Origin of the sequence: Pseudomonas sp. DL (assembly GCF_047199225.1) — a bacterium.
Taxonomy (GTDB): domain Bacteria; phylum Pseudomonadota; class Gammaproteobacteria; order Pseudomonadales; family Pseudomonadaceae; genus Pseudomonas; species Pseudomonas aeruginosa.
In genome coordinates this window covers 4724432-4748581 of sequence record NZ_CP178323.1, presented here as the reverse complement: position 1 = coordinate 4748581, position 24150 = coordinate 4724432, and the positions used below count along the sequence as shown (strand labels likewise).

At 65.1% G+C, this 24150-nt stretch carries 24 protein-coding genes, 1 other RNA gene and 3 pseudogenes; 13 read left to right on the top strand and 15 right to left on the bottom strand.

From position 1 onward, the window contains the following. Positions 1-27: 27 nt before the first annotated feature. From ACI766_RS22180 to ACI766_RS22165, 4 genes are all read right to left on the bottom strand, one after another. Positions 28-1275 (bottom strand): MFS transporter, encoded by a 1248-nt coding sequence (locus ACI766_RS22180; protein ID WP_003085654.1) that lies wholly within the window; start codon positions 1273-1275, stop codon positions 28-30. Beyond that, positions 1272-2567 carry a 3-keto-5-aminohexanoate cleavage protein gene (locus ACI766_RS22175; protein ID WP_003159598.1) on the bottom strand — a complete coding sequence of 432 codons (1296 nt, stop codon included), beginning with the start codon at positions 2565-2567 and terminating at the stop codon, positions 1272-1274. The genes ACI766_RS22180 and ACI766_RS22175 overlap by 4 nt, the downstream gene beginning before the upstream one ends. A gap of 288 nt (positions 2568-2855) precedes the next feature. Continuing rightward, positions 2856-4103, bottom strand: a complete 1248-nt coding sequence (locus ACI766_RS22170) for an aminotransferase class V-fold PLP-dependent enzyme (RefSeq protein ID WP_025297299.1) — start codon at positions 4101-4103, stop codon at positions 2856-2858. Continuing rightward, entirely contained in the window at positions 4100-4534 is a 435-nt protein-coding gene (locus ACI766_RS22165; RefSeq protein WP_003116494.1) for a RidA family protein, read from the bottom strand. Before ACI766_RS22165 ends, ACI766_RS22170 begins: the two co-directional genes overlap by 4 nt. Before the next feature lie 220 nt (positions 4535-4754). Here ACI766_RS22165 and ACI766_RS22160 point away from each other — a divergent pair, with 220 nt between their 5' ends. Next, positions 4755-5708 carry a LysR family transcriptional regulator gene (locus tag ACI766_RS22160; protein WP_003085661.1) on the top strand — a complete coding sequence of 318 codons (954 nt, stop codon included), beginning with the start codon at positions 4755-4757 and terminating at the stop codon, positions 5706-5708. Here ACI766_RS22160 and ACI766_RS22155 read toward each other — a convergent pair. After that, positions 5681-6565: a LysR substrate-binding domain-containing protein gene (locus tag ACI766_RS22155; protein WP_003085663.1), complete on the bottom strand. Its 885-nt coding sequence runs from the start codon at positions 6563-6565 to the stop codon at positions 5681-5683. The two genes, ACI766_RS22160 and ACI766_RS22155, sit on opposite strands and share 28 nt — an antisense overlap. A 100-nt stretch (positions 6566-6665) precedes the next feature. Here ACI766_RS22155 and ACI766_RS22150 point away from each other — a divergent pair, with 100 nt between their 5' ends. After that, a complete protein-coding gene (locus ACI766_RS22150; RefSeq protein ID WP_003085665.1) occupies positions 6666-7091 on the top strand; it encodes a VOC family protein in 426 nt (141 codons plus the stop codon). 30 nt (positions 7092-7121) lie between these two features. On the opposite strand, the gene ACI766_RS22145 is transcribed toward ACI766_RS22150, so the two are convergent. Continuing rightward, positions 7122-7394: a hypothetical protein gene (locus ACI766_RS22145; RefSeq protein ID WP_023086584.1), complete on the bottom strand. Its 273-nt coding sequence runs from the start codon at positions 7392-7394 to the stop codon at positions 7122-7124. A gap of 163 nt (positions 7395-7557) precedes the next feature. On the opposite strand from ACI766_RS22145, the gene ACI766_RS22140 reads away from it, so the two are divergent. From ACI766_RS22140 to ACI766_RS22130, 3 genes are all read left to right on the top strand, one after another. After that, positions 7558-7842 carry a hypothetical protein gene (locus tag ACI766_RS22140; RefSeq protein WP_023086583.1) on the top strand — a complete coding sequence of 95 codons (285 nt, stop codon included), beginning with the start codon at positions 7558-7560 and terminating at the stop codon, positions 7840-7842. A 292-nt stretch (positions 7843-8134) separates the two neighbouring features. Beyond that, positions 8135-8500: a type II toxin-antitoxin system RelE/ParE family toxin gene (locus ACI766_RS22135; RefSeq protein WP_003111825.1), complete on the top strand. Its 366-nt coding sequence runs from the start codon at positions 8135-8137 to the stop codon at positions 8498-8500. Next, entirely contained in the window at positions 8493-8816 is a 324-nt protein-coding gene (locus ACI766_RS22130) for an XRE family transcriptional regulator (RefSeq protein ID WP_003085668.1), read from the top strand. Before ACI766_RS22135 ends, ACI766_RS22130 begins: the two co-directional genes overlap by 8 nt. 115 nt (positions 8817-8931) lie before the next feature. Here the strand turns inward: ACI766_RS22130 and ACI766_RS22125 are convergent. Continuing rightward, positions 8932-9051, bottom strand: a pseudogene (locus ACI766_RS22125) (IS5/IS1182 family transposase); the annotation flags it as partial. Here ACI766_RS22125 and ACI766_RS22120 point away from each other — a divergent pair. Both ACI766_RS22120 and ACI766_RS22115 read left to right on the top strand, forming a co-directional pair. Further along, positions 9046-9438: pseudogene (locus ACI766_RS22120) on the top strand (hypothetical protein); the annotation flags it as partial. The pseudogenes ACI766_RS22125 and ACI766_RS22120 sit on opposite strands and share 6 nt — an antisense overlap. Beyond that, positions 9438-10439 (top strand): annotated as a pseudogene (locus tag ACI766_RS22115) (tyrosine-type recombinase/integrase). The pseudogenes ACI766_RS22120 and ACI766_RS22115, both read left to right, overlap by 1 nt. Here the strand turns inward: ACI766_RS22115 and ACI766_RS22110 are convergent. The 3 genes from ACI766_RS22110 to ACI766_RS22100 all read right to left on the bottom strand — a co-directional run bounded on the left by ACI766_RS22110 (position 10436) and on the right by ACI766_RS22100 (position 13268). Further along, positions 10436-11818 (bottom strand): ATP-dependent nuclease, encoded by a 1383-nt coding sequence (locus ACI766_RS22110; RefSeq protein ID WP_023086580.1) that lies wholly within the window; start codon positions 11816-11818, stop codon positions 10436-10438. The pseudogene ACI766_RS22115 and the gene ACI766_RS22110 sit on opposite strands and share 4 nt — an antisense overlap. 157 nt (positions 11819-11975) lie before the next feature. Further along, positions 11976-12328: a transfer-messenger RNA gene (gene ssrA, locus ACI766_RS22105) on the bottom strand. A 61-nt stretch (positions 12329-12389) separates the two neighbouring features. Beyond that, complete coding sequence (locus ACI766_RS22100; protein ID WP_023086579.1) at positions 12390-13268, bottom strand: hypothetical protein; 879 nt, start codon at positions 13266-13268, stop codon at positions 12390-12392. A gap of 87 nt (positions 13269-13355) precedes the next feature. On the opposite strand from ACI766_RS22100, the gene ACI766_RS22095 reads away from it, so the two are divergent. After that, a complete protein-coding gene (locus ACI766_RS22095; protein ID WP_003085795.1) occupies positions 13356-14039 on the top strand; it encodes a TetR/AcrR family transcriptional regulator in 684 nt (227 codons plus the stop codon). 108 nt (positions 14040-14147) lie between these two features. Next, positions 14148-15089 (top strand): alpha/beta fold hydrolase, encoded by a 942-nt coding sequence (locus ACI766_RS22090; RefSeq protein WP_003085798.1) that lies wholly within the window; start codon positions 14148-14150, stop codon positions 15087-15089. A gap of 87 nt (positions 15090-15176) precedes the next feature. Here the strand turns inward: ACI766_RS22090 and ACI766_RS22085 are convergent, their stop codons facing one another. Then, on the bottom strand, positions 15177-16010 hold the full coding sequence (locus ACI766_RS22085; protein ID WP_003109433.1) for a metal-dependent hydrolase: 834 nt from the start codon (positions 16008-16010) through the stop codon (positions 15177-15179). A 124-nt stretch (positions 16011-16134) separates the two neighbouring features. On the opposite strand from ACI766_RS22085, the gene oruR reads away from it, so the two are divergent. The 3 genes from oruR (at position 16135) to ACI766_RS22070 (ending at position 18716) form a co-directional block, all read left to right on the top strand. After that, entirely contained in the window at positions 16135-17154 is a 1020-nt protein-coding gene (gene oruR, locus ACI766_RS22080) for an ornithine utilization transcriptional regulator OruR (RefSeq protein WP_023086578.1), read from the top strand. A 101-nt stretch (positions 17155-17255) separates the two neighbouring features. Further along, positions 17256-17897 (top strand): MBL fold metallo-hydrolase, encoded by a 642-nt coding sequence (locus ACI766_RS22075; protein WP_023086577.1) that lies wholly within the window; start codon positions 17256-17258, stop codon positions 17895-17897. A 105-nt stretch (positions 17898-18002) separates the two neighbouring features. Then, positions 18003-18716, top strand: a complete 714-nt coding sequence (locus ACI766_RS22070) for an OmpA family protein (protein ID WP_003085808.1) — start codon at positions 18003-18005, stop codon at positions 18714-18716. A 69-nt stretch (positions 18717-18785) separates the two neighbouring features. Here ACI766_RS22070 and ACI766_RS22065 read toward each other — a convergent pair whose 3' ends face one another. From ACI766_RS22065 to ACI766_RS22050, 4 genes are all read right to left on the bottom strand, one after another. Then, positions 18786-19700 (bottom strand): acyltransferase, encoded by a 915-nt coding sequence (locus ACI766_RS22065; RefSeq protein WP_003085811.1) that lies wholly within the window; start codon positions 19698-19700, stop codon positions 18786-18788. A 126-nt stretch (positions 19701-19826) separates the two neighbouring features. Further along, entirely contained in the window at positions 19827-21941 is a 2115-nt protein-coding gene (gene pta / locus ACI766_RS22060) for a phosphate acetyltransferase (RefSeq protein ID WP_087823800.1), read from the bottom strand. 62 nt (positions 21942-22003) lie between these two features. After that, on the bottom strand, positions 22004-23188 hold the full coding sequence (locus tag ACI766_RS22055) for an acetate kinase (RefSeq protein WP_003085814.1): 1185 nt from the start codon (positions 23186-23188) through the stop codon (positions 22004-22006). After that, positions 23188-23526: a DUF3565 domain-containing protein gene (locus ACI766_RS22050; protein ID WP_003109430.1), complete on the bottom strand. Its 339-nt coding sequence runs from the start codon at positions 23524-23526 to the stop codon at positions 23188-23190. Before ACI766_RS22050 ends, ACI766_RS22055 begins: the two co-directional genes overlap by 1 nt. On the opposite strand from ACI766_RS22050, the gene ACI766_RS22045 reads away from it, so the two are divergent. Next, positions 23495-23980, top strand: coding sequence for an FKBP-type peptidyl-prolyl cis-trans isomerase (locus ACI766_RS22045; protein ID WP_003085816.1), 486 nt, complete (start codon positions 23495-23497; stop codon positions 23978-23980). The genes ACI766_RS22050 and ACI766_RS22045 overlap by 32 nt on opposite strands. Positions 23981-24150: the final 170 nt, after the last annotated feature.

Genomic DNA, 24150 nt, shown 5'->3' with positions numbered 1-24150 from the left:
GCCTCCTCGGCCGTGGCCGTCATCGCTTCAGTGCTTCTGTGGCAGCGCGGTGGGCAGGCCGCGGCCGCTCCAGGCGGTGACCACAAGGGCTACCGCCGCCATCAGGCAGAGCGCCAGCCAGCCGGGGACGAAGCTGTGGCTGAAGTCCTTGAGCAGCCCCAGCGCCGGCGGCGCGAGAACGATCGCCAACTGGTTGATGGCCATCGCCAGGCCGAGGGCGAAGCCGGTCTTGCCGACCGGCGCGGTATCCGCCACATAGGCCACCCAGGGACCGTACCAGCCGAAGCCGAAGAAGCCCAGCCAGGCCACTACCAGGCCCATCCCCAACGGTGATTGCAGGGGCAGCAGGACCAGCGCCAGCAGGCCGAGGATCACCGCGCCGAGGCAGACCATCACCGGGAAGTAGCGCCCGGCGCGGCAGCGGTCGCTCCAGGCGGCCAGCAGGATGCGCCCGGCGACGCCGCTGCCCTGGGCGACGAACAGCAGGGTCGCGGCCATGCCGATGCCGATCTCCAGGGTCTCGTGCAGGTAGAGCACGGTGAACACCAGGATGCCGTACTGCACCGAGATCAGCGCCACCCCGGAACAGACGATGTTCTTCATCGCCGGGTCGGTGATCATCGCCAGCCGCGACTTCACCACCGCGCCCAGGTCGCGTTCGGCGGGGTTCGCGCCGGGCGCGGGGGCGTCCGGCGGGGTGCGGTAGAAGAGCATGAAGGCCAGCGCGCCGAGGAACGCTACCAGGCCGCCGGCGAGGAATGCGCTGCGCCAGCCGTAGATCCCCGCCAGGTACGGCAGCAGCGCGGCGGACAGCGCGCCGCCCAGCGGCAGCCCGGCCTGGCGGATGCCCATGGCGAAGCCCAGCTGGGTCTTGGCGAACCAGCGTGACACCGACTTGCTGCCGCCCGGCTGCGCCGTGCTGTAGCCGGCGCCGACGACCACCAGGAACAGCAGGATGGTCAGGTAGTCGGTGGCCCACAGCGAGGCGCAGAGGGCCAGCGCGACGATCAGCGTGCCGAGGCCGACCACCAGCCGCTCGGAGTAGCGGTCGAGCAGCTCGCCGGCCACCAGCAGGCCGACGATCGGCACCAGCTGCGCCGCCGACACCAGCAGGCCGATCTGTAGCGACGAGAGTTGCAGGTCGTTCTGGATGAACACGGCGATCGCGCCGATGCCCTGGACGAAGAAGCAGGCGCAGGCCTGGGCGAAGGTGGCGATCAGCAGGATGACCCAGCGGTAGCGCTGGGTCGGGTTCGCGGCGAGGGCGGCGGTCACTGGACGAACTCCCGTGCGAGGGTGAAGTTGGCTTCGCCGAGCGGATGCAGGCGCTGCAGCGACAGGTATTCGCCGAGGGTGCGTTCCATGCCCATGCGCTGGAAGATCCGTTCGCCGTCGAGCTCGGCCTCGGCGCCGTTGGCGCGCAGTTCGTCGAGAGCCTGGCGCAGCAACTGGCAGTTGTCGCTGAGCGTCACCTGGCCGTCATCGTCCACCGCGTAGGGCGTGTCCTCCATGCCGACCCGCAGCACGTCGACCTGGCTGTCCGCCTGCGCGGCATAGGCGGCCAGCCGGCGTAGCGCGCAGAGCGGGGTGCCGGCGCGAGGGCCGACGTCGAGCGGTCGGAAGTGCTGCGCGGCATGCTGCGGCATCACCGCCGCGCCGACCGTGATGCTGACCTTGCGCTTGCGCACGCCGGGTTCGCCGATGTCGTACTCCAGGCTCTTGGCGCTCTCGATCACCGCGCGGAACTGCTGGTAGGTCTCCGGGAACGGCAGGCGTGGCGAGAAGCCGAACAGCAGGATCACGTTCAACTGGCCGGAACCGCCCAGGCGCAGGCGCGGGTGCTCCACGGCGAAACGGGTCATGGCGTAGCTGCGCACATGCTGCACCCACTCCACCTCGTGGAACAGGCCGAGCTTCTGGCGCGCCTGGATGGCGTTGCGGTAGACCTGGAACTGGGTCATCGGCGAGGTCACCCCGTAGTCGGCGCCCTTGCTGGTGGAGTGGGTCTGCAACTCGGCCTTTTCCAGCGCCGTCGACGGCTGGTAGTCGCGCAGGTCGGCGAGGAAGGCCGGGCTGGAGGCATAGTCGAGGTCGAGCTTGCGCCTTTGCTTCTCCAGCTCGCAGATCACCTGCAATTCGATGGCCGCCTGGATCGTCACGAAGTGCGCACCGCCCAGGTGCAGCGGGATGGCGCAGTGGCTGACCCGCTCCCACTCGCCGAAGCGGCGGATGTTCTCCTGCACCTCGCTGCCGTTGCGGCTGGCGCCGAAGCTCAACATCAGGTCGGGGAAGCGGTTCTGCAGGGCGCGGCTGACCGCCTGGTAGATGTCGTTGTCGGTGGTCTGTTCCTGGGTCAGCGGGTTGCGCGCGTGATAGTGGTAGTAGCGGCAACCCATCTCGTAGAGCTGGCGCGCTTCGTCCAGCAGTTCGCCGGGGGCGGTGCGGATGGTGGCGCCGGTGCAGATGCTGTCGAGCAGGCGGTCGCCGGTGGCGGCGTGGTTGCGCGGGGTGAACTTGGCGCCGGTGGAGGCGCATCCGAGAATCAGGGTTTTCCGGGATCCGGTCATGGTCGTCTTTCCTCCATTCATCATTCCATTGAGGGCGGAGCGGTCCGCGGCGGACCGAAAGGCTGCCCAGGGCGTCGAAAGTCGTCGGTGTCTCAGGCAGGTGAAAGATGTCGCTGGCGGGATCGTTATGCGTTGTTCTACGAGAGGGATTTAAACCGCATGGCGGCGGCCGTGCGCGGCGCATTCGGCAACGCTCGTTGCCGCCGGCACAAAGACCTTGCGCAAATCGCCCGGCGTTGCGCCAACCGCCGGCACGGCGGCGCAACGTTGCCATTCGCGCAAGGTCGCTCAACTGGCGGCGCGCTGTCGCAGGCAATCCTCCAGGGCCTCGCCGAGGCGCTCTATCTCGCCGTCGTCGGTTAGGTAGTGCGGAGTCAGGCGCAGTACCCCCGGCAGCGCCTGCTCGCGCAGCGCCCAGCGGGCATACTGTGGGCCGATGTAGGAGGCGTTCACGCCGCGCGCGTGGAGGCGCTTCAGCCATTGCTCGCCGCTCAGTTCGGGGGCTGCGTAGGTCATCAACGCGCTGGAGTGCGGCCCTTGCTCCAGTGGCGTCCAGCCGAGCCGGCGGTAGAGCTGCTGGGCGATGCGTTCGCGCAACTGGCGGTTACGCCGGGCGATGCGCCGGACGTCGGTCTGCAACAGGTAGTCGCAACTGGCCTTGAGCGCCAGGCGCAGCCCCGGGTTGAACTCCGAGCATTCGAAGCGCCGCGCGTCATCCCGTGCCTGCAGGGCGAAGGCGTCGCTCCATTGCGCGCCGCCGACGTCCAGCCCGTCGGGCAGGGCCAGGCGCTCCAGGGCACGTTCGCCGAGATAGAGCACGCCGAGTCCCTTCGGCCCGCGCAGCCACTTGCGCGGCGGGAACACCAGCACGTCGCAGCCGATCGCCTCCACCGCCAGCGGCAACTGGCCGACCGCATGGCTGGCATCGAGGAAGAACAGCCCGTCATGGGCGCGGATGCGCTCGGCCACGCCCTCCAGCGCGGTAGCCGCGCCATGCCCGGTGGGCACCGCGCTGAGCGACAGCAGCGGCGTCTGGCCGGGGGCGAGGTCGTGCAACTGCTCGTCGAGCCGTTGCAACAGCTGTGCGGCGTCGCCGCGCGCGTCGATCAGGCGCAGCTCCAGCCCGCGCTGCTGGCGCGCGGCGAGCAGGCACAGGCTGTTGGAACCGTATTCGTCGAAGCTGCTGATCGCCCGTATCCGTGGATGGGCGGCCAGGGCCGCGGCAAAGGCCACCGACCATGCGCGGCTGGCGCAGTCGAGCAGGGCGATGTGCCGTGGCTGGGTGCAGAGCACTCGCGCGACGCTGTCGCGGACCGCCAGCAAGGGCTCGGCGAAATGCTCGGCGGCGCGCTGCACGCCCCAGCGCCGCTCGGCTTCCAGCCAGCTGTCGAGGGCGTCGTAGAGCACCTGCGGCGGCAGGCTGGCGGAGCCATGGGCGAAGTGCGCGTAGCTGCCCCAGGCCGGGGTCTCGCGGCGCAGGCGCAGCAGTTCGTCGGCACCGAAGGCGTCGGGGGCGGCGGGGAAGAGCGCGCTCATGGCCGCACCGCCGCGATCAGTTCCACCTCCACCGCGGCGCCGCGCGGCAGCTCGGCCACGCCGACGGCGGCGCGGGCGTGGCCGCCGCGCGCGCCGAGCACCTCGTCGAAATATTCGCTGGCGGCATCGATCACCGCCGGCTGCTGGACGAAACCCGCCGCGCTGGCGACGTAGCCGGTCACCTTGAGCAGCCGCTCGACCCGTTGCAGGCCGCCCAGCGCCTCCTCCAGCGCCTGCAGGCAGCGCGCCGCGCAGAGCCGGGCGGCCTGGCGGGCCTGTTCCAGGTCGAGTTCGCTGCCGACCTTGCCGGTCCAGCGCAGCTCGCCGTGCTGGCGCGGCAACTGGCCGCTGACGTAGGCGATGCCGGCGTGGAGCACCACCGGCTGGTAGGCGCCGCCGGCGACGATGGCCGGAGCGGGGGATGTCTGCATGGTCCTGTCCTCGTGGCGGACCCGCCCGGCCACGATGCTCGGGCGGGTCGATGGCTGGAAAAGCGCGACCTCACTACTGTGGGCCGCTTTTCCCGGTCTGTTTTGCGGGAGTCGACGAGCTGCTTGCCAAATCGGCAAAACAAACCGAACTTTAGCCTTGCAACAGGCACCGCCGCGCGAAGTAGACTGAAAACGCCCGACCGTTGAGGAACGCGCAACGATGATCGACCTGGTGATGCTCAAGGACTTCCTCGTCCTCTGTCGGATCAAGAGCTTCAGCCGTGCGGCGCAGGAGTGCCATGTCTCCGTGTCCGGGCTCAGCCGGCGTATCCAGACCCTGGAACAGTGGCTCGGCGCGCCGGTCTTCGAGCGCCACAAGCACGCCCTCGAACTGACCGAGGCCGGCCGCCAGTTGCAAGGCGTGGCGCAGGACGCGGTGCGCGCCCTGGACAACCTGCGCCAGTCGATCCGCGAGCGCGACGAAGACGCCCAGCGGCGCATTCGTTTCTGCGCCCCGCACATCCTCTCCTCGGTGTTCTTCCCGCACTGGATTCCGCGCCTGCAGGCGGACTTCCGCAGCGCCAAGTTCAGCGTCGACTGCGATTACCTGCCGCAATGCCTGTCGCGCCTGCGCGACGGCTCGGTGGACTACGTGGTGGCGTTGCTCGACGAAGGCGAGGCGGTGTCGCGCCGCCTGGGCATCGACAGCGAAGCCGAGTTCCAGCGCCTGGAGCTTGGCCACGAACAACTGGTGGCGGTCTGCGCGCCGGACGCCGCCGGCCAGCCGCTGTTCAACCTCGACCGCCTGCAGACCGAAGCGCTATCGTTCCTCGGCTACTCCGAGGAATGCCACCTGGGCTGGGCCCTGGAACCGCTGCTGCGCGACAGCGGCCTGTTCCTCCAGCGCCATCACAGCTCCAGCCAGACCGAGGGGCTGCGCTTCTTCGCCCAGTCGCGCCTGGGCGTCGCCTGGCTGCCGCATACCCTGGTCCGCGAGGACCTCGCCAGCCGTCGCCTGGTGCGCGCCGGCGGCCAGCGCTTCGACGTGCCGTTGCGCTACACCCTGATCCGTCGCCGCCTGCCGCTACCCGGCGAGGCCGAACGCCTGTGGACCTTCCTCGGCGAGCTGGCGCGCCCGGCGCCGCGCTACGCGGTGGTCGGCGCGGCCTCCTGAGCCGCCGTCTCGGCCAGCAGGGCGCGGCGGAATTCACCGACCAGGTCGTCCTGCGCCGAACCGCTGCGGCTGACCATCACCAGCTCGCGCTGGAATTCCAGCGCGCCCAGTTCGATCACCCGTACCCGCGCCGGCTCGCGTAGCCACAGCCCGGCCCGGGGCAGCAGCGCCACGCCGAGACCGTTCTCCACCATCCGCGCGATCGCGTCGATCTCATCCAGCTCCATCACCTGGCGTGGCCTGAGCTGTTGCGCCTCGAGGAAATCGCCCACCAGGCGACCGCCGAAGGACACATGGTCGTAGCGGATGAACGGTTGCGTGCGCAGCAATTCCAGCGCATCCGTCGCAGTGCATTGCGGCGGCGCGATCAGCACGAACGGCTGGCGCTCGACCCGTTGCGCGGAGAGCCCGCGCGGCAGGTTGAACGGCGGGCGGATGAGGATCGCCAGGTCCAGTTCGGCGGCGTCCACCTGGTCCAGCAGGTGCAGCGAGACGCCCGGCACCACCTGCGGCTCGATGTGTGGCGCCTGTTCGGCGAGGCGCTTGAGCACCTCCGGCAGCAGCCCGGTCTGCGCCGTGTTCACCGCACCGATGCGCAGGCGTCCGCGCGGGCTGTCGCCCTGGCCGATGCCGTCGAACAGCGCGAGGATCTGCTCGGCCGTACGCACCGCCTGCCGCCCGACCTCGTTCAGGTGCGCCGCGCGCGGTGTGCGCTTGAACAACTCGACGCCGACGCTGCGTTCCAGCGCGCGGATCTGCGCGCTCACCGCCGACTGCGTCAGCCCCACCTGTTCCCCCGCCGCGGCGAAGGAGCCCCGGCGCGCCACGGCGACCAGGGTGCGGAGTTCGCGGATCATCCAAGCCTCGAAAAAAGTGTTGCTCAGGCGAAATATTATGCGCTTTCCATCGAAATTGGCACGACAAATAATCCCGGCACACCCACAGAGGAACCACGCCATGAGCCTGATGCCCTTCCACCTCGCCATCCCCGTCCACGACCTGCCGGCCGCCCGGCGCTTTTACGGCGAGGTCTTCGGCCTGAGCGAAGGCCGCTCCGCCGAGCACTGGGTCGACTTCGACTTCTTCGGCCACCAGTTGGTCATCCACCAGCATCCGCAGACCGATTCCCAGCGCCACGCCGGCAGCAACCCGGTGGACGGCCACGACGTGCCGGTGCCGCACTTCGGCGTGGTCCTCGCATGGGACGACTGGCACGCCCTGGCCGAACGCCTGAAGCAGCGCGGCACCCGCTTCGTGATCGAGCCCTACATCCGCTTCAAGGGCCAGGTCGGCGAGCAGGCCACGCTGTTTCTCTTCGACCCCTGCGGCAACGCGCTGGAGTTCAAGAGCTTCCGCGACATGGGTCAGTTGTTCGCCAAGTGAGATTGCCGGCGCTCCGCCTGGAGGCTGCGCTTACTGCGCGCAGTCCGTGCAGAACTCCAGCGCCGCGCAGCTGGACTGCTCATCCGGCAGGCTCGACGTCGCGCACTCTTTCTTGCGCACCACGCTGCCCAGCGGCGCCAGCTTGAACCGCTCCGGCGGCGGGCTGGCCGGCTTTGCGCTTTCCGTCCCGTCGAGGTCGGGCTTGAAGGCGTGTTCAAGGTCGCCCAGGCGTTCGTCCAGGGTGGCGGAGGAGGCGAGGGCGGGCGTCAGGGCCAGGATGAGCAGGAGAACGCGGTAGAGCATAGGGTTTCCGGTGTGGGTGGCGATGCGCTGGAGCCGGGCACGGCATCCCCGCATGACGAGGAATCGAAGCGGCCATTCAAGGCGATTGCGTGTTGGCGATGGGATGCGCTCGCCCTCTGTTTGGCATTTTGTGAAGCGCTTCGCACCTTGCCCGAGCGGCGCTTTGTCCGGGCAAACCGTCACCGCACAGTCCCCTTCCACCTACATCCCCCTGCGACGCACCTCGCAATGCAACCAGCATCCCGGCTGCGCCACCCTCTACCTGGACTGCAGCGCAGCCAGCGAAGACCTGTTCAACACCGCCCGCCGCCGGCTGGAGTCGGCGATCGGAACGCTGAGCGTCCTCGACCTGCTCGACGAAACCGAAGAACCCGGTGAAAGCATCTGTCGCATCACCGGCTCCTTGCTGTCGCTGTTCGAGGCGGAATACGCACGCAGACACCGATAACCGACGGAGGCGGTGCCCCCGGCCCGTTCTCGTTAATGGTCATAAATAGCCAAGGCTGGGCAGGACTGGGGCTGGATCGGAGGGGACGGGCCAAGCTCTGTGCTATGCCGGCCTGTATGGGCGAGTAATTTCGACACTTTTTCGACACACGGAATGAGGCTGCCTCGCTGGTCCTGGTTCGTCCGTCTGGCGCCGGATCGTCTTCAGGACTCCGTGCGTTCTGTCCGTTGTCGGGAAGCGGTCTCTTTAAGTAGGATTCCTTTGATGGAATATTCCCTGGGGGTTATATTTTGTGGCGTGGGATATCGAGTACACCGACGAGTTCGGTGATTGGTGGGGTTCTCTGTCCGAGGATGAGCAGGAGTCGCTAGCTGTGACGGTTCGCTTGCTTGAGGAGCGGGGGCCATCCTTGGGGCACCCCCACAGCAGCGGCATCAATGGCTCCCGCCATGGCCATATGAGAGAGCTACGGACTCAACACGGCGGGCGACCTTTCCGAACGCTTTACGCGTTTGACCCCAGACGCTCCGCGATACTGCTGATCGGTGGCGACAAGACTGGCGATGATCGTTGGTACGAATTGAACGTGCCCATTGCCGACCGCCTCTATGACGAACATTTGCACCAGCTCCGTGAGGAGGGACTGATCGATGGTTAAGAAATTCTCCGACCTTCGGGCGCAAATGTCGCCTGAGGCACAGGCCCGCGTCGAGGCCAAGGCCCAGGAACTGTTGGCTGAAATGCCCCTGAATGAGTTGCGCCAGGCTAGAGGCTTGTCGCAGAAGATGCTGTCTGAAGTGCTGCAGGTGCAGCAGCCGGCAATTGCCAAAATGGAGCGGCGTACGGATATGTACATCTCCACCTTGCGCAGCCACATCGAAGCCATGGGCGGTCAGCTGGAAGTGATTGCACGCTTCCCGGATGGCGCGGTGAAAATCAGCAACTTCGCGGATATCGAAGAGGCAGGCGCCTAAGGAAGCTCCGAACAAGTCAGTCACACGCAACCGATTGGCGACCTGACTCCTTTTTCAGCCCAGCCTTCGGGGGCTGATTCACCCGAAGCCAGGCTTTTGCCCTGGCTTCTGTGTTTTACAGGCGTACCTCTCCTGCGCCGGCCAGCAAGTGCCGACGAGCCATCCATAGGTTCGACAGGGCGAACAGCGTCACCAGTTACGCGGTGTTCTTGGTCAGTCCCCCGAAGCGCACCTGCAAGGCCTGTTCGGCTACGCCTGCGAGGCTTACAAGCTTCTCGCCCGTGATGCCGTGTATGACCCGTTCTGGTCGCTGATCATGCAGGACGTGAAGGTCCAGGTCGAAGCCGACCCGCTGATCGAACGCGTCGAATACCGCCGCTACCACAAGACGACCATGGGCTTCTCCGGCAAGAACTGCGAGATGTTCCTGGGCCAGTTCATCTGCCTGATCGCACGGGAGCGCATCCCCGCAAAAAAGGCGATTGAGTCCGCCCACCGACTGGAGTTCTGGCACGTCATCGAAGACCACTATCTGGCCAAGGGTTGGACTCGCCGCGAGCTGGAGCAGTACATCAAGCACCTGATTTCCGACCGCTACCTCAGGCGAGGCTATGCCGTCTGATGAGCATCACCAAGCTCCCGGACGGCCTCTGGTTCGTTGACGTCGAACCGATCAAGGACAAGCGCTTCCGCAAGCGGTTCAAGACCAAGGGCGAGGCCCAGCGCTTCGAAGCCACGGTGCGGCAGAAGTGCACAGAGAACCCGGCGTGGAGCATCAAACCCAAGGATCGCCGAAGGCTCTCCGAGCTGGTGCAAGTCTGGTACGACCTGCACGGCCATTCACTGCGCGACGCGCCTCGACGACTCTCCAAGCTGCTGCAATTGGCTGCCCGATAGGGTGACCCGGTAGCGACGGCCCTGGATGCATCCTCTTACGCGAGCTTGCGGCGGAAGCGGCTGGAGGAGGGGATATCCGGGAAGACCCTGAACAACGAACTGGGATATATCCGCGCGGTGTTCAATGAGCTGAAGGACCTAGGCCAGATCGACTACGACAACCCGCTGGCCGGAGTGAAGCTGCTCAAGCTGCAAGAGCGTGAACTGTCGTGGCTGATGACCGAGCAGATCGGCGAACTTCTCGAATCAATCCGCAGCCGTTGCGACAACCCGCATACGGAGCTGGTGACACTGCTCTGCCTGGCTACGGGGGCTAGATGGTCCGAGGCGGAAAAGCTCCCCGCGCAACGACTCCAGGGCAACGTCGTGACCTATGCCGGAACGAAGTCAGGGAAGGTGCGCCACGTACCGATTCCACCAGAGCTGGCTGACCGGGTGAGGGCGCATTGGCGAATGCATGGTCCGTTCACATCCTGCATCACATCCTTCCGACGCGCCCTGGAGCGAACCACGATTCGGTTGCCGCAAGGGCAAGCCAGTCACGCTCTACGGCACACCTTCGCCAGTCACTTTATGATGAATGGCAGCAATATCCTCACCCTACAGAAAATCCTGGGGCATTCGACCCTGACGATGACCATGCGTTACGCGCATCTGTCGCCTGGTCATCTGCAGGATGCCATCCGTTTTGGGCCGAATATAGATATTACCCTTGCTTCATACTAGTCGCGCATATATTTATTTATTGATTCGAATAGAGTTTTAATGCTTTCTATGTGCTCTCGTCTGATGTTGTTCTTTTTGTCAAGAAGTCCAGCTTTTTCTTCTGTGGCTTCTCTGGCGCTCTTGGTCCTAATGTCATCTGCTGGAATATTGCAGAAATTGTAATTGGGGAAGAGTGGGCGAAGTTTTTCAGTTTCCTCTAATTTGTCTCCATCGAGTATGGCTGTTACTTTTTTAAAACCTAGGTCAGAGAGTATTTTGCAGAGATGTATGATATTTCCCGCTCCTCCTGCACCCCAGCCAAAAAAATTACCAGAAATTTTTTTCTCTAAGGAATTTGCTATTTGAGGGAATAGCACAACGTCTTCCTGTCCTTCAGTGAGAATAATTCCATCATCTTGAAAGAACAACTCTCTGGCATCCAGTCCAAAAGTGTGTGGGTTGTAAATGTTGCCAGAAGAAAGTTTATTTATAGCTTCTGTCGATTCAGGTGTGAGCTGATGGACTTTGCTGCCGCTTTTGGTGGAGATGACTCGGGTTATTTTTGCGCCATTTTTTAGGGCGGATATATTTATGAAATAGGGAGAGTGCGTGGATATTATAATCTGCCGATCTTTTGAATATCTGTAAAATACATCTGAAAGCCGCCGTTGTAACGATGGGTGTAGGGAAAGCTCGGGTTCGTCAATGACAATTATGTCTTTGGCGGTAGAGTCGTATAGGGAGTCGATAATAGAGAATATACTTACTATCCCTTCTCCAAGGCCATCACTAGAGTGGGAGTGTCCTGAGTTAAAGAATTTTAGGAAATACCCCCCTTGCTCCGAGAGGTCAATAGCCCAGTCGGGGGTAAAACCCAGAACTTCAGATAGTAACTTGTTGAATTCTGTCTTTAGCTCTTCTGAGCTGGTGATTTTAAATAACCTGGACTCAAAGCCATCCAGCATTGGTGATCGAGCGCTGGGAAGGCCAAATTGCTGAATTCTAGTTTGTCGATCATTAATACCTCCCTTCCCAAAAAAAGGGGAGAAAGTTCGTCTTGAGGGAAGGCAGAATATTTTTGAGTCTGATCTTGGAATGGTGTGGATCGCTTCGCTTGATCCCTTTTGGATGGAGTGAATTCTCTCTTCAATATCTGTGAATGAATATACTATATTTATAAATTCTGTTGACGCATTCCGAACACCTGAAGAAAAGCTAGGTGTGTTATAGCCTGATCTTGCTCTTAGGCATTCAAGGATGGTTGATTTACCAGAATTATTTGCTCCGGTTATGATGCTAAGCCCGCTGCCTTCTTTGTTTTGGACTGGCACGGCAAAATTTACCGTTGCTAGCTCCTTGAATCCGCGGTAACCACTGATTTGTATTTTTTCTAGCGCCATCACTGTGCCATCCATGTAAGCAGGTGAGTGAAGGCTACCTGAATTGAAAGAGGATTTGCATCAGTGTGAGCGTTTCGACACGATTTCGACACGTATCGCTGGAAACGAAAAAACCCCTGAAATTAGCTAGGAAAATCAGGGGCTTATCGTTTGAATTTGGTGGAGCCGGGGGGATTTGAACCCCCGTCCGCCAGCTCTCCGCTATCGGTTCTACATGCTTAGCCAGCTCTACTGAGTTAACTCCGCGCCGCCCGAGTGGCAGGGTGCTTGGAGCGAGCTGTATGAGTTTTAGCCGTTACGTCTACAGCGAACTTGGCGGCGATCCTGTTCTATCTGACAGTCGTTTCGGGTTTACAGGCATCCCCTAGCGACTGCTAGCCGCATTAAGCAGCTAGAGCGTAGTTGTCGTCGTTGGCAACTATAAGTTTGCAGCAGCGAATTTACGAGTTCTGCTACCAGCTCGGCATGCCCCTCAAGTTTTGTTACCGGCGTCGAATCCTAATCGGCCCCAAAACCTTGACAGGTCGACGACCAGTCTACGGCAAAGGGCTGCGAGAGTCCAATCCGCCGCTCATAAACCTTTGACGCCGCTGGGTTTCCCCTCCGGAGGCGGGCTCAGGTCCAGGGGTTTGTCCGGTGCCTTGGCGTTCTGCCCGGGCGCCAGCTGTTTTTCCACATCCGCCTGGATCGCCTGCAACACCGGTTGCAGGTCGCGCATGTTGTCGCGGACCTCGGGGTAAGGGTGGTCCTTGGCGAAAGCGGCGACGCGTTCCAGCAACTGGGCGCGCACCGGGGAGGGCAGGTGGATGAACAGCTCGGGCATTTCCTTGGCCAGTTCGGCGGAGTAGAGCACCAGGTCCTGGCGCTCGAACTGGGCGGTGAGACCGAGGTAGTCGAGGGCGCTGCCGGTGAGCATCGCCGCGGCCGCCTTGGTTTCCTGCATGCCCTGCAGGCGCGCGGGGTTGCGCTGCTCGGCCTGGGACAGGGTCATCCAGAATTCGACGGTGAGGGTGAACAGGATCGACTGCTCGCGCAGCGAGTAGCTCATCAGGCCCAGCGCCTCGGCGCCGTAGGGCTGCTTGGCGGCGCGGAAGTCGAAGTACAGGCGCATTAGCTCCTTGAGCTTGAACAGTACTTCGCGGGCCTCGTTCTGGCGGATCTCCAGGGGGCTGTAGATGTTCAGCTGCGGGCGGAAGTTTTCCTCGCTGACCATGCGCAGGTAGAGCGGCCCGGTGAATTCGCCGCTGCGTCGCGGCAGGGCGTTCTTCTGGGTTTCCTCGATCTTCTTCAGGGCGTCGATCAGCACCTGGTAGTCGTGGCTGTCCCAGGGCTTCTGGATGTCCGGGATGCGCTGGCCGAGGTAGTAGAGGTCGGCGGCCGCGAGCGGGCGGCCGAGAACCAGTAAAAGGATGGCCAGCGGCCAGAGCAGGCGGCGTGATAGGGTCGGCACGGACTTTCCTTGCGGGGCGCGTGGATCGGCCTAGGTTAGCGATGGCCGGGGCCGCCGTCACCCCGCGCTTCGATTGGGGCGGACGGGATGGCAACGGCGCAGTGGGACGGCTTGCAGGCGGTATTCGAGGACCTCGGCGGCTACGGCGCGCTGGCGCGCCAGGCGGCGCAGGGCGAGGGGCCGCTGGTGGGGCATCTGCAACGGACCAACATCCAGCTCGCGGCGATCCCGGTGTTCACCCGCAAGGGAGTCGCCGAGACCACGGTCAACGACCTGCTGGAGGCGGCGCGGGTCTCGCGGCGGACTTTCTACAAGTATTTCGCCGGCAAGCTGGAGGTGCTGGAAAGCATCTACCACAGCGCCGTGCAATTGCTGCTGGCGCGCTTCGGCGGGCTGCGCAGCGAGGCAGGCAGCGACGAGGACTGGCTGCGGGCGATGGTCTCGCTGTTCTTCGACTACCACCTGGCGGTCGGTCCGATCATCCGCATGATGCAGGAGGAGGCCCTGCATGCCGGCTCGCCGCTGGCGGCGCACCGGCAGCGCGCGCACCTGAAGATTATCGAGCTGTGGGCCGAGCGCCTGGGCGCCCAGGGCGCGGCCCACGATGCGCTGACCTACCGGGTGCTGATCTGGGCGATGGAGGCGGCTTCGCTGGAGCTGCTCAATGCCAGCGACCCGCTGGAGCTGCCGCGGGTCAAGCGGGTGCTCGGCGACCTGCTGGTGGGTACGCTCTGTCCCAGCACCCAGGCTCCGACGAGACTGCAAGGGTAACAGCCGGGCAGTCGCCGCTCGCGCCTACAGAACCTAGGTTGGGCTCGCAGCCCGCCGTGGCCATGCTCTGATGCCCTGTCATAACAACAAGACGGGAGACGTGCGTCCATGTCCGCGACACCCTATCTGCTGCAACCGCCGCTGGCGGTCGGATTCGCCCGCCTGGGCTTCGGCTCCCTCTCGCTGGAGTCGTTGCGCGAGCGCTACGCCGCACCGTCCAGCGGCTCGCGCTTCATCGAGCTGGACGGTTTCCCGCTGCACTACCGCGACGAAGGCAGCCGCGACAAGCCGGTACTGGTGATGATCCACGGCGTGGTCGCCTCGCTGCACACCTGGGACGACTGGGTGAAGGCGATGTCGCCGTACTTCCGCATCGTGCGCTTCGACGTACCGGGCTTCGGCCTGACCGGGCCGGGGCGTGACAGCCGTTACTCTGGCGAGCGCATGGTGGCGATCCTCGGCCAGTTGCTCGATTTCCTGAAGATCGACAAGGCCTCGATCGCCGGCAACTCCCTGGGCGGCTATATCGCCTGGAACTTCGCCCTGGCGCAGCCGCAGCGGGTGGAGCGGCTGGTGCTGATCGACCCGGCTGGCTACCAGATGCGCAAGGTGCCGTGGATGATCGCCTCGGCGGCGCTGCCCGGCTCGACCCTGGCGATGCCGCTGTGGATGCCGCGAGCGCTGATCGCCCAGGGCATCAAGGAAGTCTATGGCGAGCCGGGGCGGATCAAGCCGGGGGTGGTCGACCGCTACTACGACCTGAGCCGCCGCCCGGGCAACCGCAAGGGCATGATGGAGATCTTCCGCGTGTTGCTGAAGGTCAACCGCGAGGAACTCGGCACCTCCGGCGAACGCATCGCCCGGATCGTCGCGCCGACCCTGCTGATGTGGGGCGAACGCGACCGCTGGATCTCGCCGAAGCACGTACCGCTGTGGCAACGCGACCTGCCGGGGATCCAGGTGAAGACCTATCCGGGCGTCGGGCATATCCCCATGGAGGAGATTCCCGAGCAGACCGCGGCGGATGCACTGCGCTTCCTGATGGCCTGATCCCAGGCCGTCATGAAGAAGCCCGCGCTGGTCAGTCGCGGGCTTTTTAATGCATGGACGAAAGGCCGAAATACCAGGCGAGGAGGGTCAGGCGGCCTTCGGTTCCGGTTCGAACTGGTCGCGGTACTGCTCGATGAGGTGCAGGTTATTGTGCTGCCAGGGGTGGAAGTCCTTCTTGTAGAAGTCCAGGTACACGCCCACCAGCGAGCGGAACACGCCGTCCTTGCCCCACAGCCACTTGATGCCGTCGCGCCAGACCTTGAAGTTCCACAGCAGGCCGTCGCGCTTGAGCATGTGGACCAGGCCCTTGGTGGTGTCGAGGGCGAAGAAGAAGGTGCCCTGGACCATCGCCCGGCGGCGCAGCCTGGCCTTGCCGTTGACCAGCATGAACACGTCGTAGGCCACCGCCTTGTGCTCGGTTTCCTCCAGTGCGTGCCAGCGCCACAGGCGGGCCATGGTCGGGTCGGCGCCTTCCAGCCACCTGGGGTTGCTCAGCAGGCCGTCGGCCATGATCGCGGTGAGGTGCTCCAGGGCCGCGGTGGCCGCCAGTTGCCGCGACGGGTGCAGTTTCTGCTGGGCGAAGCGGATGCGCCGCTTGGCGCCGCCTTCCAGGCGGTCGATGTCGTAGCCGAGGGCGCGCAGGCGGTCGCTGTAGACCAGGTGCTCGCGGCTGTGGTGGCCTTCCTGGCCGATGAAGCCACGGATCTGTTGCTTCAGCGCCGGGTCCTCGACCCGCTCGCGGTAGTGGCGCACGGAGTCGATGAAGAAGCGCTCGCCATCGGGGAACAGCACCGACATGGCGTTGAACATGTGGGTCTTGAAAGCGTCGCCGCTGTGCCAATGGCGCGGCATCGGATCGGGCAGGTCGAAGTCCAGATGACGCGGGCGGATCTCCAGACCTTCGGGGGTGGTGCTGGCCATAGCGGCTCCCTGTGATGGTGAAGGACCATGGGATCGACTATCGCTTGCGGGGGATAGCCTCACAAGGTTATCTTCTGCCAACTTTCCGGTCATATCCGGCCAGCGGTCAGAACAATAAACAGCCATGAAACAACCGCTCAATTTCACCGCCGAACTGGTGCCGGTGGCCTATGCCGAGGCACTCCTCGATCTTGTCGCGGAGTACGGCGTATCCCGCCAGGCGCTGTTCGACGCTGCGCGGGTGCGTCCCGAGGTGCTGGACAGCCCGAACGGCCGCCTGTCCTTCCTCGACTTCAACCAGCTCACCTACGGCGCCCAGGCCCTGTGCGGCGAGCCGGCGCTGGGGCTGGTGCTCGGCCAGCGCCTGAACGTCTCCGCCCACGGCATCCTCGGCTACGCGGTGCTGTCCAGCGCCAACCTGGGCAAGGCCATCCAGTTCGCCCTCAAGTACTACCGGGTGCTCGGCCTGGCCTACGAACTGGAACTGGTGCTCGATGACGGCCGCGCCGAGTTGCGCGCGGTGGAGTCGATGCCGCTGGGCGCCGCTTCGGTGTTCGCCGCCGAGGGCCTGATGGCGACGCTGTATTCCATCGCCTGCTTCCTGGTCGGCGAGCCGTTGCAGGACGTGCGGGTCGGCTTCGCCTATCCGCCGCCGGCCCATGCCCGGCGCTACGCCGAGGTGTTCGGGGTGGCCGCGGAGTTCGAGCAGCCCTGGCACTGGCTGAGCATGCCCAGCGAGTACCTGGAACGACCGATGGCGCTGGCCAACCCGGCCACGGTGCAGATGTGCGAGCAGCAGTGCGAGGCGCTGCTGGCCACCCTGGACGTCCAGGAAGGCCTGCTGACCCGTGTGCGCCGCCTGCTGCTGGCGCGTCCCGGCGACTTCCCCGATCTCGAACAGGCCGCCCGCGAACTGCACACCAGCGGGCGCAGCCTGCGCCGGCACCTGTCGTCGTTGGGCACCACCTACCAGCAGGTCCTCGACGATGTGCGCAAGCGCCTGGCCCTGCAATACCTGACCACCACCCAGCTACCGCTGTACGAGATCGCCCTGCTGCTCGGCTTCAACGATTCGTCGAACTTCCGCCGGGCGTTTCGCAAGTGGACCGGCAAGCTGCCCAGCGACTACCGCGAAGCGCCCTGAGCCGACGCCGGCGATCCTCGGCAGCGGATGGATGTGCCATGCTTGGCGTTTCATAGAAATCCATGGCGCGCTTGCCGCGCCGACCGTGATCGGAGTCTTGCATGTCGACATCCCCCGCGCTGATCCGCGAAACCTTTCCCGTCGGGCCTTTGCAGTGCAACTGCACCATCATTGGCGATCCGCTGACCAGGAAGGCCATCGTCGTCGATCCGGGCGGCGACCACGAACTGATCCTGCAGCGCCTCGACCGCCTCGGCCTGCAGGTGGTCAGCATCATCCATACCCACGCGCACCTGGATCACTTCCTCGCCTCCGGCGAGATGAAGAAGCGCACCGGCGCCAGCCTGCACCTGCACAAGGACGACCAGTTCCTCTGGGACAACCTGGAGATGCAGTGCCAACTGTTCGGCGTGCCCTACACGCCGGTGCCGGACCCGGACCGCTGGCTGGCCGACGACGAGGAACTGGCCTGCGGTTGCGGAGTGGCACTGCACACGCCGGGGCATACGCCGGGCTCGATGAGTTTCTGGTTCCCCCGGGCGAAGCTGCTGATCGCCGGCGACACCCTGTTCCGCCGTGGCATCGGCCGCACCGACCTGTGGGGCGGCGACTCGGCGGCGATCCAGCGTTCGATCAGGCAGCGTCTGTACAGCCTCGACGAGGACGCCACGGTGGTCGCCGGCCATGGCCCGGACACCACGCTGGGCGAAGAGATGCGCGAGAACCCCTTCGTCAGGGGCTGAAAAGGATTTTTCCGAGCATCGGGAATTTTGCCACTTGGCTATGCTCTAAGATATCGCCCGCCCCTCACGCAGGGGCGTTTCAGTACCTCGAGGAGTAGTTTTCCCATGTTCACCTCCCGTTGCCTGCCTCTGGCCGCAGCCGTCACCGCACTGGCGCTGCTCGCCGGTTGTGCCAACAACAACCCCTACGACACGCAAAGCCAAAGCCAGGGTGGCATGAGCAAGACGGCCAAGTACGGCGGACTGGGTGCGCTGGCCGGCGCCGTCGCCGGCGCTGCGATCGACCACAACAACCGTGGCAAGGGCGCGCTGATCGGCGCTGCCGTTGCCGGCGCGGCCGCCGCGGGTTATGGCTACTACGCCGACAAGCAGGAAGCCGAGCTGCGTCGGCAGATGGAAGGCACCGGCGTGGAAGTGCAGCGCCAAGGTGACGACATCAAGCTGATCATGCCGGGCAACATCACCTTCGCCACCGATTCGGCGAACATCGCCCCGAGCTTCTACGCGCCGCTGAACAACCTGGCGAACTCGTTCAAGCAGTACAACCAGAACACCATCGAGATCGTCGGCTACACCGACAGCACCGGCAGCCGCCAGCACAACATGGACCTGTCCCAGCGTCGTGCGCAGAGCGTGGCCGGCTACCTGACCGCCCAGGGCGTCGACGGCACCCGCCTGAGCACCCGCGGCATGGGCCCGGACCAGCCGATCGCGAGCAACTCCACTGCCGACGGTCGCGCGCAGAACCGGCGCGTCGAGGTCAACCTGCGACCGGTTCCGGGCGCCCAGGGCCCGGCGCAGACCCAGCCGCAGTACTGATCGCGGCCTGGACGAAAAAGCCCGCCATTCGGCGGGCTTTTTCATGGGCGCTGGTCGGCGCTCTTCGTCCTACGCCTTGGCGTTACCGGGAAACTCGCGGTGCAGGCTGTCGAGCAACTGGTCCTTGCGCTCCCACAGCTGGTTGACCCATTGCTGGAATTCCGCGCGGTAGCCGGCGTCCTGGTCGTAGCTCTTGCCGACGAACTGGCGCGGAATCTCCAGTTCCTCGAAGCGCACCACGACGTCCTTCAGGCGTCCGGAAAGCAGGCACCAGAAGGTCGGGCTGCCGTCCGGGTAGTGGATGGTCACGTTGACCAGGGTCTTCAATTGCTCGCCCATTGCGTCGAGGACGAAGGCGATACCGCCGGCCTTGGGCTTGAGCAGGTGGCGGAACGGCGACTGCTGCTCGTCGTGCTTGGCGCGGGTGAAACGGGTGCCTTCGAGGAAGTTGAACACCGCTACCGGGATGCGGCTGAACTTGGCGCAGGCCTTGCGCGTGGTCGCCAGGTCCTGGCCTTTCTTCTCCGGGTGCCTGGCCAGGTAGGCCTTGCTGTAGCGCTTCATGAAGGGGAAATCGAGGGCCCACCAGCACAGGCCGATGATCGGGACCCAGATCAGTTCCTGCTTGAGGAAGAAGCGCAGCAGCGGGATGCGTCGGTTCAACTGGTATTGCAGGACGAGGATGTCGACCCAGCTCTGGTGGTTGCTGGTGACCAGGTAGGAGTGTTGGTACTCCAGGCCCTCCAGGCCCTGGACGTTCCAGCGGGTGCGCTGGACCAGGTTCATCCAGCCCTTGTTGCAGGCGATCCAGCCTTCGGCGATCAGGCTCATGATCTTGCTGCACAGGCGCTGGGCGGCGGCGAACGGCAGGAGCAGCTTGACCAGGGTCATGCCGAACAGCAGGCAGGCCCAGCACAGGGTGCTGGACACCAGCAGCAGGCCGGCCAGGGAGCCGCGCAGGAAATGGGGGAGAAACGACAGCATCAAGGAGTCCTTGTACGTAGGCGCCCGGCCAGGGCCGGGCGCGTGGAGCGGGGCGTGGTCCCGCCGTTCACATGGCACATCCTCGTGCCTGGCCGAAGCCAGTGCCGCCCACTGGGCGGCGTTCCTTCAGGCCGGGGCCTGGGCGTCCGCCTGGATGGCGGTGAGGGCGATGGTGTAGACGATGTCTTCCACCAGCGCGCCGCGCGACAGGTCGTTCACCGGTTTGCGCAGGCCTTGCAGCATCGGCCCGACGCTGACGCAATCGGCGCTGCGCTGCACCGCCTTGTAGGTGGTGTTGCCGGTGTTCAGGTCGGGGAAGATGAACACCGTGGCCTGCCCGGCCACCGGGCTGTTCGGCGCCTTCTGGCGGCCGACGCTGGCGATGGCGGCGGCATCATACTGCAAGGGTCCGTCGATCAACAGGTCGGGGCGCTGCTCGCGCGCCAGGCGGGTGGCCTCGCGAACCTTGTCGACATCCACCCCGGAACCGGAGTCGCCGGTGGAGTAGCTGATCATCGCGACCCGTGCCGGGATGCCGAAAGCCTGCGCCGACGCGGCACTCTGCACGGCGATCTCGGCCAGGTCACTGGCCGAAGGATCGGGATTCACCGCGCAATCGCCGTAGACCAGCACCTGGTCCGGTAACAACATGAAAAACACTGACGACACCAGGTTGTAGCCGGGCGCGGTCTTGATCAGTTGCAGCGCCGGGCGGATGGTGCTGGCGGTGGTGTGGATGGCGCCGGAGACCAGGCCGTCGACCTCGTCCAGGGCAAGCATCATGGTCGCCAGGACCACGCTGTCCTCCAGTTGCTGCTCCGCCATCGGCGCGTTCAGCCCCTTGCCCTTGCGCAGCTCGACCATCGGTTCGACGTAGCGCTGCCGCACCAGGTCAGGGTCGATGATCTCCAGGCCTTCCGGTAGCACGATGCCCTGGGCATGGGCCACCGCCTGGACCTCTTCCGGCTTGGCCAGCAGCACGCAGCGGGCGATGCCGCGCGCCTGGCAGATCGCCGCCGCCTGTACGGTGCGCGGCTCGCTGCCCTCGGGCAGGACGATGCGCTTGCCGGCCTTCTGCGCGCGTTGCACCACCTGGTAGCGGAACGCCGGCGGCGACAGGCGCAGCTCGCGCGGCGTGCCGCAGCGCTGCTTGAGCCATTCGAAATCGATGTGCCCGGCGACGAACTCGGTGACCCGCTCGGCGCGCTCGCGGTCGTCCACCGGGATTTCCTTGTTCATCCGGTTCAGGTTGGTCGCGGTGTCGTAGGAGCCGGTGGCCACCGACAGCACCGGCAGGCCGCCCTGCAGGGCGCCGCGGCAGAGTTCCATGATCCGCGGGTCGGGCGGGAAGTCGCTGCACAGCAGCAGGCCGGCCAAGGGTACGCCGTTCATCGCGGCCAGGCTGGCGGCGAGGATGATGTCGTCGCGGTCGCCGGGGGTCACCACCAGCACGCCGGGCTTGAGCAGTTGCACGGTGTTGGGCACGGCGCGGGCGCATAGCACGATCTTCTGCACCCGGCGCTGCTCGTAGTCGCCGGCGTTGATCACCCGTGCGCTGAGCAGGTCGGCGATGTCGCGGGTGCGCGCGGCGTTGAGTTCGTCCTGCCAGGGAATGCAGCCGATCAGGCGGAAGTCGTCGCGCAGCAGCGGCGAGTGTTCGGTGAGGCGCCGGGCGAAGTCCGCCACGCCGTCCTCGGCGTTGGCCGCGTCGGCCTCGCCGCGGACCTTGTTGAGGATCACCCCGAGCACCTTCGGATCGCGCGGGCCGCCGAACAGCTGGGCCTGGATCTCGATACGGTCGGTCAGTTCGGTGAGCGTCTCGTTTTCCGGCGCGGAGACCAGGATCACCTCGGCGTCGAGACTCTTCGCCAGGTGGAAGTTGACCCGCGCGGCGTAGCTGGCGTGACGGGTCGGTACCATGCCTTCGACGATCACCACGTCCTTGTCGGCGGCGGCGCGCTGGTAGAGGCTGATGATCTCTTCGAGCAGTTCGTCCAGTTGGCCGTCGCCGAGCATGCGCTCGACCTGGGCCAGCGGCAGCGGCTTCGGCGTATCCAGGCCGTGGGTGCGCGCCACCAGTTCGCTGGAGCGCTCCGGGCCGAGGTCGCCGGGATGCAGTTGGGCGATGGGTTTGAAGAAGCCAACCTTCAGCCCGGCGCGTTCCAGGGCGCGAAGCAGGCCGAGGCTGATCGAGGTGAGGCCGACGCCGAAACCGGTCGGGGCGATGAAGAAGGTATGCATCTGGGCTCCTTAAGCCGTGCGTTTGGCCACGCCGCCTGGTTGGGCGGGGGCGTCGATCCAGTTCAGTCGAGCAGGGCCAGCGTGTCGAGGGCGATCTGCCGCTCTTCGTTGGTCGGGATCACCAGTACCCGCGGATGCCCCGCGGCCTGGATCGGCCCGGCGACGCCGCGCACGCAGCGGGCGTTGGCCTCCTGGTCGAGGCGCAGGTCGAACAGCCGCAGGTGGGCGGCGGTCTTGGCGCGCACCAGCGGCGAGTTCTCGCCGATGCCACCGGTGAAGATCACCCCGTCCAGTTGCGGCAGGGCGCAGCTCATTGCCGCCAGGGACTTGGCCAGGCGGTAGCAGAACACCTCGATCGCCAGGGCCGCGCCGGGGTGGCCCTGCTCGCGCTCCTGCTCCAGGGTGCGCATGTCGTTGGACAGGTCGGAGAGGCCGAGCAGGCCACTTTCGTTGTTCAGCATCGAGTCGATGCGCTCCAGGCTCCAGCCCAGGGTCCGCGCCAGGTGGCTGTGCAGGTTGGGGTCGACGTCGCCGCTGCGGGTGCCCATTACCAGGCCTTCCAGCGGGGTCAGGCCCATGCTGGTGTCGAGGCTCTGGCCGTTGACGATGGCGCAGGTCGAACTGCCGTTGCCGAGGTGGGCGCTGAGCCAACTGCTGTCGCCGACCGCCAACCCGGCCATTTCCGCGGCGCGGTGGCTGACGTAGCGGTGGCTGGTGCCGTGGAAGCCGTAGCGGCGTACGCCATGCTCGCGGTAGAGGGCTTCCGGCAGGGCGTAGCGGTAGGCGTGCTCCGGCAGGCTCTGGTGGAAGGCGGTGTCGAACACGGCGACGTGGGGCAGCTTGGGAAACAGCGTCATCGCTGCCTCGATGCCTTGCAGGTTGGCCGGGTTGTGCAGCGGCGCCAGCGGCGCGGTGGCCCGGATCGCCTCGACCACCCGGTCGTCGATGCGCGTGGCATGGGTGAACAGCTCGCCGCCATGCACCACCCGGTGGCCGATGCCGTGGAGCTTGCCGCCCGCGGCGTTCTGCACCATCGGCAGCAACTGGGCGAGGGCGGCGCGGTGGTCGGCGTTGGGAATCATCAGGCTGTCGCTGTCGCCGCCGCGCTTCCAGCGCAGCACCGCATCGCGGCTGCCCAGGCGCTCGGCGAGGCCGTGCAGGGGAAACAGGGAGTGGGCCTCGTTGACCAGGGCGAACTTGATCGACGAACTGCCGCAGTTGATCACCAGTATGTTGCGTGAGGGCATCACTGCTCCTTGGTCTGCTCTTCTTCTTCCCGGGCACACCAGCCGCAGCGAAATTCGCGGCCGAGCTGTCTGTGCCGCTCGTTTTCGTCAAGGACCCAGGCGCGCGATTGCCAGGGCGGTTGGTGGCGCAGGTGTTGAGTATGGCCACAGGACAAGACTGCCACCCAATGGCCTTCCTCGTCCTGATGAAAATCAATCACCCGCGACGGCGCTCGCGCGCCCCGTTCATCAGGGGCGCGGTCGCTTTCGGGGCTATTGATGCGTACACTTACGCATTCATCTTCTTTATCGAAAAGGTTTCGAACCATGCAGATCGCGGCCAACAAGGCGGTTTCCATCGACTATACCCTGACCAACGACGCCGGGGATGTCATCGACAGTTCCGCTGGTGGCGCGCCGCTGGTCTACCTGCACGGTGCCGGCAACATCATCGTCGGCCTGGAGAAGGCCCTGGAAGGCAAGAACGTCGGTGACGAACTGAGCGTCGCCATCGAGCCGGAAGACGCCTATGGCGAATACAGCGCCGAACTGGTCGCGACCCTGACCCGCGAGATGTTCGAAGGCGTCGACGAACTGGAAGTCGGCATGCAGTTCCACGCCTCGGCTCCGGACGGCGGCATGCAGATCGTCACCATCCGCGACATCGACGGCGACGACGTGACCGTCGACGGCAACCATCCGCTGGCCGGCCAGCGCCTGAACTTCAAGGTCAAGGTAGTCGACGTGCGCGAGGCCAACGCCGAGGAAATCGCCCACGGCCACATCCATGGCGAAGGCGGTCACCACCACTGATCGGCGTTCATTCGCCGATTGATGGCCTGGGCCGTCCGCCGGCGGAACTGCTAAGCTGGTATAGCGAAAGGCGCCTGTGGGCGCCTTTCGCGTCATGCGCCATGCCTGGGCTCTTTACCCCGTCCCTGGGGATGCGCCGCAGCCAGGGTTCTTGCCCGGTGCGGGGCTTG

Coding starts and splice junctions, on each gene's coding strand:
- ACI766_RS22175 (WP_003159598.1), bottom strand. CDS start 2,567: ATGACCGGATCCCGGAAAACCCTGATTCTCGGATGCGCCTCCACCGGC.
- ACI766_RS22170 (WP_025297299.1), bottom strand. CDS start 4,103: ATGAGCGCGCTCTTCCCCGCCGCCCCCGACGCCTTCGGTGCCGACGAA.
- ACI766_RS22165 (WP_003116494.1), bottom strand. CDS start 4,534: ATGCAGACATCCCCCGCTCCGGCCATCGTCGCCGGCGGCGCCTACCAG.
- ACI766_RS22160 (WP_003085661.1), top strand. CDS start 4,755: ATGATCGACCTGGTGATGCTCAAGGACTTCCTCGTCCTCTGTCGGATC.
- ACI766_RS22155 (WP_003085663.1), bottom strand. CDS start 6,565: ATGATCCGCGAACTCCGCACCCTGGTCGCCGTGGCGCGCCGGGGCTCC.
- ACI766_RS22150 (WP_003085665.1), top strand. CDS start 6,666: ATGAGCCTGATGCCCTTCCACCTCGCCATCCCCGTCCACGACCTGCCG.
- ACI766_RS22145 (WP_023086584.1), bottom strand. CDS start 7,394: ATGCTCTACCGCGTTCTCCTGCTCATCCTGGCCCTGACGCCCGCCCTC.
- ACI766_RS22130 (WP_003085668.1), top strand. CDS start 8,493: ATGGTTAAGAAATTCTCCGACCTTCGGGCGCAAATGTCGCCTGAGGCA.
- ACI766_RS22110 (WP_023086580.1), bottom strand. CDS start 11,818: ATGGCGCTAGAAAAAATACAAATCAGTGGTTACCGCGGATTCAAGGAG.
- ACI766_RS22095 (WP_003085795.1), top strand. CDS start 13,356: ATGGCAACGGCGCAGTGGGACGGCTTGCAGGCGGTATTCGAGGACCTC.
- ACI766_RS22090 (WP_003085798.1), top strand. CDS start 14,148: ATGTCCGCGACACCCTATCTGCTGCAACCGCCGCTGGCGGTCGGATTC.
- ACI766_RS22085 (WP_003109433.1), bottom strand. CDS start 16,010: ATGGCCAGCACCACCCCCGAAGGTCTGGAGATCCGCCCGCGTCATCTG.
- oruR (WP_023086578.1), top strand. CDS start 16,135: ATGAAACAACCGCTCAATTTCACCGCCGAACTGGTGCCGGTGGCCTAT.
- ACI766_RS22075 (WP_023086577.1), top strand. CDS start 17,256: ATGTCGACATCCCCCGCGCTGATCCGCGAAACCTTTCCCGTCGGGCCT.
- ACI766_RS22070 (WP_003085808.1), top strand. CDS start 18,003: ATGTTCACCTCCCGTTGCCTGCCTCTGGCCGCAGCCGTCACCGCACTG.
- ACI766_RS22065 (WP_003085811.1), bottom strand. CDS start 19,700: ATGCTGTCGTTTCTCCCCCATTTCCTGCGCGGCTCCCTGGCCGGCCTG.
- pta (WP_087823800.1), bottom strand. CDS start 21,941: ATGCATACCTTCTTCATCGCCCCGACCGGTTTCGGCGTCGGCCTCACC.
- ACI766_RS22055 (WP_003085814.1), bottom strand. CDS start 23,188: ATGCCCTCACGCAACATACTGGTGATCAACTGCGGCAGTTCGTCGATC.
- ACI766_RS22045 (WP_003085816.1), top strand. CDS start 23,495: ATGCAGATCGCGGCCAACAAGGCGGTTTCCATCGACTATACCCTGACC.
- ACI766_RS22050 (WP_003109430.1), bottom strand. CDS start 23,526: ATGGAAACCGCCTTGTTGGCCGCGATCTGCATGGTTCGAAACCTTTTC.